Source organism: Photorhabdus sp. P32, assembly GCF_038085095.1.
GTDB lineage: Bacteria > Pseudomonadota > Gammaproteobacteria > Enterobacterales > Enterobacteriaceae > Photorhabdus > Photorhabdus luminescens.
The window spans coordinates 1-938 of record NZ_JAZGJN010000084.1 but is presented as its reverse complement, the minus strand read 5'-3'; the positions used below and the strand labels follow the sequence as shown (position 1 = coordinate 938).

The following is a 938-nucleotide window of genomic DNA, read 5'->3' as shown; positions in this document are numbered from 1 at the left end:
CGCCCCCGTCGTCTGACGCGACAGGTTGCCACCCATGATGCGTGACCGAAATCACCTGCCAGCGGGCGTTCATGGCGGCGATTGGATGGGATTGCAGGGTAAAAATTTTGCCCGGCCGAAGCCGGATGCAGTGGGTTTTGGCGGTGCCGACTTTGCTGTAGTTTTGTAACTGCTCCAGCCGCAGTCGGGTGAAAGATTCTCCTTCCGCATCCCGCTGGAAACGCCCGTAACTTTCAAACACCGAATCGTACCCGCTATCGTCGTCGGCCTGCTTCTGATGCTCGAGCGCATATTTGGGGTTCAGAAAATTATGGTCTTTCTGAACCGTGCCATTCGGGCACAGGTATTCGCCATAACTCCACTGGTACGCTGTGGTATCGGTCTCGTCGGTTTCAGGGTGAGTATTGTAAGTGAGCTGGATATCCGCCTGCATGCCCAGATGGCAATCACAGAACAACATCTGTTTTTCCTCAAACCAGAAGACTATGCCTTCTTCCGCCGCCAGCCTGCACCAAAAATCATAGGCCGATTCACGTTTTTGCGTGGTGTATTCCCGTTCGGTATAGTGTTTATAGAGCGTATCGCGGACAAAGAGAATACGGTGCTCTTTCAGCAATTTCGCTAAGATTTCAGGTACGGACTGCCAATGGAAAATACGGCTATCCTGATTCAGCGTCATCAGCCACATATCGGGGCGGATAGTGAAAATATAAAAAGTGCGACGGCCGTCGGTATTACCCTGTTCAGCCCCGGCTATCAAACCGTTAATGGTCCGTTCGGCCACGTCATTACGGGTAATAGTCAAGGATGCACGGCGACCCAGTTGGTCATTCAGGGGAATATCGTCACGTGAACTCGCCACCTTTAATGTCAGGCTAAAAAGCTGTGATAGCTCTTCCTGCAAGGTAAATTGCGATACCTGAAAAGTTGTCTGGGAT

1 protein-coding gene is annotated in these 938 nt (G+C 51.5%); it reads right to left on the bottom strand.

Going from position 1 to position 938, the window contains the following annotated elements:
- The coding region (tssI, locus tag V2H77_RS00355; protein WP_341497219.1) for a type VI secretion system tip protein TssI/VgrG at window positions 1–938 on the bottom strand (938 nt) is incomplete at both ends.